Annotated in this window: 5 protein-coding genes; 2 read left to right on the top strand and 3 right to left on the bottom strand. The window is 69.5% G+C overall.

Annotation, left to right across the window (positions count from 1 at the left end; translation table 11 throughout):
• On the bottom strand, positions 1-2,135 hold a 2,135-nt coding region (locus D7V77_RS39180; protein WP_120581315.1), incomplete at its 3' end, for a CHASE3 domain-containing protein.
• A gap of 915 nt (positions 2,136-3,050) precedes the next feature.
• Between D7V77_RS39180 and D7V77_RS46090 the strand changes: the two genes are divergently transcribed.
• On the top strand, positions 3,051-4,475 hold the full coding sequence (locus D7V77_RS46090) for a GntR family transcriptional regulator (protein WP_306770493.1): 1,425 nt from the start codon (positions 3,051-3,053) through the stop codon (positions 4,473-4,475).
• Between the two features lie 147 nt (positions 4,476-4,622).
• Here the strand turns inward: D7V77_RS46090 and D7V77_RS39170 are convergent, their stop codons facing one another.
• Positions 4,623-5,516: a phosphatase PAP2 family protein gene (locus D7V77_RS39170; RefSeq protein WP_120581314.1), complete on the bottom strand. Its 894-nt coding sequence runs from the start codon at positions 5,514-5,516 to the stop codon at positions 4,623-4,625.
• Positions 5,517-5,573: 57 nt separating this feature from the next.
• Entirely contained in the window at positions 5,574-6,227 is a 654-nt protein-coding gene (locus tag D7V77_RS39165) for a LysR substrate-binding domain-containing protein (RefSeq protein ID WP_158624573.1), read from the bottom strand.
• 3 nt (positions 6,228-6,230) lie between these two features.
• On the opposite strand from D7V77_RS39165, the gene D7V77_RS44035 reads away from it, so the two are divergent.
• Complete coding sequence (locus D7V77_RS44035; RefSeq protein WP_158624572.1) at positions 6,231-6,575, top strand: alpha/beta fold hydrolase; 345 nt, start codon at positions 6,231-6,233, stop codon at positions 6,573-6,575.
• Positions 6,576-6,803: the final 228 nt, after the last annotated feature.

Below are 6,803 nucleotides of genomic sequence, written 5' to 3'. Positions count from 1 at the left end.
GGTGCGGGGGGGCCCGGGCGAAGGGGGAGGGTGACGGTGAAGGTGCTGCCCTCGCCCGGCGCGCTGCGCACGGTGACGTCGCCGCCCAGCAGCCGCGCCAGGTCGCGGGAGATGGACAGGCCCAGGCCGGTGCCGCCGTACTTGCGGTGGGTGCTGCCGTCGGCCTGCCGGAAGGCCTCGAAGATGAGCCCCTGGAGCTCGCCCGGAATGCCGATGCCGGAGTCGCGCACGCTGAACGTCACGCGTCCCGGTCCCTCCGTGGCGACGGTGAGGATCACCTCGCCGGAGTCCGTGAACTTGAAGGCGTTGGCGAGCAGGTTCTTGAGCACCTGGCCCAGCCGCTGGGGATCCGTCTCCAGTGTGGGGGGCACGCCCGGCGCGACGGTGGTGGTGAAGCGCAGACCCTTCTGCGCGGCCATGGGCTGGAAGGTGCGGCCCAGGTTCTCCACGAAGGGCTGGAGGCCCACTGATTCCAACTGCACGTCCACGCGGCCCGCCTCGATGCGCGACAGGTCCAGGATGTCATTGATGAGGGCGAGCAGGTCGTTGCCCGCGGAGCCGATGGTCTGCGCGAACTTCACCTGTTCGGCGGTGAGGTTGCCCTCCTTGTTGTCCGCCAGCAGCTTCGCGAGGATGAGCGAGCTGTTGAGCGGCGTGCGCAGCTCGTGGCTCATGTTGGCCAGGAACTCGCCCTTGTAGCGGTGGGTGCGCTCCAGCTCCGAGGCCTTCTCCGTAAGCGTGACCTGCGCCAGGGCCAGGTCGTCGCGCTGGTTCTCCAAGAGGCGCGCCTGGGCCTCCAGCTGGGCGTTGGTTTGCTCCAGTTCCGCCTGCTGGTTCAGCAGTCGCGCCTGGGACTCCTTGAGGACGCGGCTCTGCACTTCAATCTCTTCGTTGGAGACGCGCAGCTCCTCCTGCTGGGCCTGGAGCTCCTCGGCCTGTCGCTGCGTCTCTTCCAGGAGTTGTTCCAGGCGGGTGCGGTCGAGCGAGGCGCGCACCGCGACGGCGATGGCGTCCGACACCTGCTGGAGCAGCTCCAGGTCCGACGGGTGCACCGGGTGCAGGAAGCCCAGCTCCACGACCGCGTTGACCTGTCCGTCCACCTGGGAGGGCGCGATGAGCACGTGGCGCGGACGGCCCCGAGCCAGTCCGGAGGAGATGGGCAGGTAGCCTTCGGGCACGTCGCGCAGGTGGCAGGCCCGGCCGTCCTTGATGGCCTGTCCGGCCAGTCCTTCGCCGGGAGCCAGCGTGTCATGCCGCGCATCCAGGTCCGCAGGAAGCGCGTGGCCCGCGACGCGGCGGAAGTGGTGCGTCGTGTCCGCGACGTAGAGTGCGCCCACCTGGGCGTCGAGCGTGTCGGCGAGGACGCGCAGGATGTTGTCTCCCAGCCGGTCCATGCGTTGGTCGCCCTGCATGCGCACGCCGAGTTCGGTCTGGGCGGTCTGGAGCCACGACTCGATGGCGCGGGCCCGGAAGTCGCGCGCGGCGGTATACGCGGCGATGCCCAGCAGCGCGAACAGCAGCACGGAGCCGCTCAGGGTGACGGCGAGGGACAGGTTGGCGGACGCCTGGAACTCCTCGTACCGGCTCGTGAGCAGCGCGCGCTCCTCCAGTTCCATTTCCTCCACGGTGGCGCGGATGGTGCGCATGGCGGCGAAGCCGCTGTCCTCCTTCACCACGGCGATGGCCTGCCGGCCCTCACCGCGCAGTTGCAGGTCCACGGTCTCCTGCAGCTCCGCCAGCTTCTCCGTGACCGCGCCCTCCAGCCGGTCCAACCGCTGTTGCTGCACGGCGCTGTAGGCGATGAGTCCGCGAAGCTCCGCGAGCTTCTCCGGCAGCGTCTTCTTCGCGAGGGAGTAGGGGCTGAGGTAGCTCTCCGCGCCCGTGAGGAGGAAGCCGCGCTGCCCGGTCTCCGCGTCCTTCACGGTGGACAGCACCTCCTCCAACTTCGCCGCGACGGTGAGCGTATGCGTCACCATCTCGCCCGTGGCCGCGCGCGTCTTGAGCGTGCGGTAGGAGAGCAGTGCGATGGCGAGCACGGCCAGCGCCGCCACGGCGAATCCGGTGAACGTGGAAGGGGGAAGCGCCGGTCCGAAGCGCTCGACGCGCGGAGCATCCTTCACGCGGGGCGGGCTCATGGACACCGCCCAGGGGCGCACGGAAGGCAAGCAGTCACAGTGGAGCGCACGGAAGGAGCCCGTCCGACGAAGGTGAACGGATTGACTACCATGTCAGGAGGGGACGCCCGGGACCCGAGGGGCCGAAGTGTCGCTTTGTGCGCGCCCGGCGAAGACGCGTGACCCGGGAGGGCGTCAGCAGTTCGTCAACCCAGGCCGCGACCCGAAGTTCCCCAAGCGGGCACTCGCCTCACGGATCAGCCGTGGACCGCGACGTCGCGTATGCGCGAAGCCCAAACTGGGGCACGGACAGATGCTCCCGCCCGGGCCCGGTTTCCGCAAAACCTGCCCGACAGTTGGCCTTGTTCGCACCGAATGAAACCGATGCCGCGCGCTTGGCGGAATGCAGCGGCGACCCGCAACGTCGTCCGCGTGCGGTCACCCAATCATGTGTACGAGCAGCGTCGCCCACCTGGGGCTGGTCGCCGCAAAACCTGTCCGACAGTCGGACCGCTTCGCACCGCATGAAGCCGAAGACGCTCGCTTCGCGGAACGGAGCGGCAAGTCACGACGTCGTGCGGGCGCGGACACCAAGGTGGGGCCACGATCAGAGCCGCCCGCATGGGGGCGGCTCTCTCAAAACCTGTCCGACAGTCGGACGGATTTCGCCGCTTGGGCCCGAGGCCGCTCCCGCCCGGCGGGGGCGCGACGTCATGCGCGCGCAAACGCCAAATTGGGGGCGGGCAGATGTCCCCGACCGGGCCCGGTTGCCTCAAAACTTGTCCGACAGTCGGACAGGTTTTCGCCGCCCGGGTCCCGGACTGCGGCCCATCCGATGACACGGATTGGTGGGCTCGCACGTCCATGTCAGACCCCTGTGGTTGGATGGCGATGCTGTGACGAGGAGGGGGAATGGGGATGGAACGGCGAGGACTCGTGGCCTATGTGGAGGCGCAAATCGAGCGCGATATCGCGCTGGGGCGTCTGCACCCGAGCGGGCAATTCGGCTCCGAAGCGAAGCTGGCGCGCCGCTATGAGGTGTGTCGGGGCACCATCCGCGAGGCGCTGCGGCGGCTGGCGGCACGGGGGCTGGTGTTTCAGCGTCCCGGACGCAAGACGCGCGCGGTGCCGCTGGATGAGTCGCTGACGCTGGAGAACCTGGGGCTGGCGCTACATGACGCGAGCAACCCGGATGCCCGGTGGCTACTGGAGGGCTACTTCAGCCTCAAGCGGCAGGTGCTGGTGGAGCTTCTGGCCGACTGCTGCGCGAGGGCCTCGGACCTCGACTTGGACCGGCTGGGGAGCACGTGCTACCAGCTCCAGGACGCGGCGCACTGGGAGTCGGGGGAAACCTGCGCGCGGGCGGAATTCGAGTTGCTTCGGCATGCGGCGCGGGTGGCGGCGCGTCCGGGGCACGTGCTCCTCGTTCAGTCCCTGCAGCGGGCATTCATGGGAGGAGCCGCCCAACTGCTGCCGCTCATGGGCGGAGCGGCGCTGCGCGAGTGGGCCATCCGCGTGAGGGAAATCCTGCACGAGCGCGACGTGCAGGCCCTTCAGCATGAGCTGCCAGCACTGCTGAAGGCGCGCGATGAGCGCGTACTGAATGCCTTTGCTCCTGCGCCCCAGGAACCTGCGTCCCCCGAGGCCCACCTCACTCAAGAAGGCATCGTCGGTGCGCCTGCATCAGCCAACGGGCTGGAGGAACCGCCGGCGGAACGCCCTTGCGTTGAGGAGCGTTGCGCCAGCGCCCCCGCGTCAGCCACCGCGCAAGACGAAGCGTTGGATGCATGTCCTTGCATTGAGGCGAGTGGCGCCGAATGCGTCGCGTCCACCGCCGAGCAGGATGATGCGCCGGAGGCACGCCCCTGTGGGGAGAGTCGTGGCATCGGAGCTCCCACGCCAACCATTGAGCCGTCCGAGACGCTGGAGGTATGCCCAAGCGTTGATGCTCATGGCCTCTGCTGCCTCACGCCCATCGCCGAGGACACCGGGCCACTTGGGATTGCACCTTGCCTCGATGCGCAGGCCCTCCTTGTGGAGTCGGACAGCGTGCAGTGGGTGGCTTCATCCGCGCCGGGGCTTGTCTCCTGTGAGGCTGGTGGGGAGCACGCAGGGCGGGACGAGGTGGGCGCTGCCTGGGAAGACCTGGCCGACCGTCAGAGATGTCGATGTCTTGGCGCTTCGCCTCCGGAGGGAGCCTCCAGCAGCCCGAGGCTCGACCCACTGGTTCCCGCTGAATCCTCCGCGGGGCGTGTTGCAACGTGGGCGAGACGCTTCATGGACCCCTGGGCTTCGCTGGGGCGCTGGGCCGTACGCTTCTGGCGGTCCATGGCCGATTCCCCAAGCCCTCCTGCTTCATGAGCGACGACAGCCCTTCATGCTCGCTGTCGTTCATGAGGCTCTGCGCGGACGCCTGAAGAGGCGCGCATGCGCCGATGGACCGAGGACGCATCCGTCCGTGCCTTGCCGCCGCGCAGGATGGATTCGCGAACTTCTGGCGGAGCGTGGCTAGAACGCTCCGGACAGGCCCACCATCTGGGTCCCGACCATCGGGTTGAGTGACACCGAGGACGGCCGCGCGCTGGTGGGCGGGGTGTCATCCACGCGGCCGTGCAGGAGCAGGGGCACGGCGACGCCGAACGCGGTGCCCAGCACGGCGCCGGTGACCACGTCGGACAGGTAGTGCTTGTCCGCGCCCATGCGCAAGAGGCCCACGGAGGCGGCGAGCGGCAGGCCCACGCCCCAGACGACGGCCTGGTGCTTGTAGCCGCGCATCGTGGCGACAGTGCCGGCGGACACGGCCAGGGAGAAGGCCAGGTTGGTGTGGCCACTGTAGAAGGACAGATTGTTGTCGGTGGGGTGCGCGGTGAGGCCCTTTTCCGCCTCCGGGAGGACGTGGACGAAGGGCCGCTCGCGGCCCACGGCGAACTTCACGGCCTGGTTGGCGACGGAGGCGAGGACGGCGCTCTGGACCATGATGGTGGCGTCCTGGGCGAAGAACTCCGTGGAGGCGCCGCTGCTGCGCCCCACTGCGTACTGGGTGCCCAGCAGGCCCAGCGGCAGGCCCGCGAACCCGATGATGTTGCTCCAGGTGTCCGCGCGCTTGCGGGACGCTTCCGTGTTGCCCGCGATGCCTCGGCCCCAGCGGTCCAGGCGATTGAGCCGGTCAGTGCCGTCCGGTGCACGGTCGCACCAGCGGCACTGTGCCGGGGCCAGGTTGTCCTTGAACACCGACTCGGTGGAGATCCACAGCACGCCCGCGGTGCCGGTGATGATGCCGTCGCGCGTCCAGTTGAAGCGCAGCGCGCGCGGCGCGTCGGAGGTGTCCTGTGCGGCGGCCGGGGTCAGCGGCGCCAGCACGAGCAGGCAGAAGGTGGCGAGGGTCCGGTAGGAAGCATGCATGGGGCGGCGGAGCATAAGGGCGCTCCGCCCTTTTCCCGCAATCCGGGTGGTGCGGGCTCAGCGCGCCCCGGCCTCGTCCTCTTCGACGAGCCGCGCCAGGAAGTCGCCCAGGGCCTTCACCTTGGGCGGGGTGCGCCGGGCCTGGGGCCACCACACCAGCCACAGCGCGCCGCGTTCCAGGGAGTGCTCGCGGAGGAAGGGGCGCAGCGTGCCGGCGTCCAGCTCCGGGCGGATCATCAGCTCCACGAACTGGGCGATACCGAAGCCCGCTCGGGCTGCGTGGGTGACGGCCTCGCTGTTGTTGAAGACGAAGGTCTCCGGGATGCGCGGCGAGGGGGCGCCCGCGGGCTGGCGCAAGGCCCAGGACTCCACGCGGCCGGTGGACACGAAGCGGTAGCGGATGCAGTCGTGTTCCTGGATTGCGTCGAGCGAGCGCGGCGTGCCGTGCACCTGGAGATAGGAGGGAGAGGCGCAAAGGATGAAGCGCTTGGGGCCCAGTCGGCGGCGCATGAGGCGTGAGTCGGTGAGCTCGCCGCAGCGCACCGCTGCGTCCAGCCCGTCTCCGACGATGTCGGCCACGTGGTCGTTGACGTCCAGATCCAGCTCCAGGTGCGGGTACTCGCGGCGGAAGCGCTGGAGGTTGGGGATGATGAGCCGCAGGGCGAGCATCTCCGGGACGGAGACGCGGCCGCGGCCGCGAGGGGTGCGCACGGCATGGGCGAGCTCCGACTCCGCGTCGCGAAGTTCGGTGAGGGCGCGCACGCAGCGCTCGTGGAAGCGGGCACCCTGCTCGGCATGATGGAGACCTTCCTGCGCGAAATCGGCGCGGTGGCGGACCTCCCCATGGGCGTGGAGCGCTTCCTCGCCGTTGACACCGCCACCCTCGTGCTCCTGGGCGACCAGAGTCCCCAGGTGCTTCTCGCGGAACCTGCCCATGCCCTGGCGAAAGTCCTCCCCCACGCGTCGCTCCGAGTGCTGCCGAGGCACGGCCACGTGGCCCACGTCTCCGCACCCGCGCTGCTCGCCCGTGAGGTGGAGGACTTCCTCTCCGCGCGCTGAATCGCCTGAGGAGCCTTATGCCCAGGCGCCCCTGGTGGCTTGTCGGGCAGGTTCCCGCAGCAGCGCGGCTCCAGCGGCGGTGTTCCAGAACCTGTCCGACAGGAGGGTTGCGCGGAATAAGCAATCTGATGGGTCCTGTAGAAGGGAGATGACGTCAGAAGAGGGAGCCTCCTGCTCGTCTGCGGAGCAGCGGAGCAGACGCCGCGTCGCCAAGGACCCGACGCCGCG

This window comes from Corallococcus sp. CA041A, assembly GCF_003612075.1.
GTDB lineage: Bacteria > Myxococcota > Myxococcia > Myxococcales > Myxococcaceae > Corallococcus > Corallococcus exiguus.
Note: the sequence above shows the minus strand (reverse complement) of the source record. Positions and strands in the feature narration are given on the sequence as shown.

Coding starts and splice junctions, on each gene's coding strand:
- D7V77_RS39170 (WP_120581314.1), bottom strand. CDS start 5,516: ATGCATGCTTCCTACCGGACCCTCGCCACCTTCTGCCTGCTCGTGCTG.
- D7V77_RS44035 (WP_158624572.1), top strand. CDS start 6,231: ATGGGCGAGCTCCGACTCCGCGTCGCGAAGTTCGGTGAGGGCGCGCAC.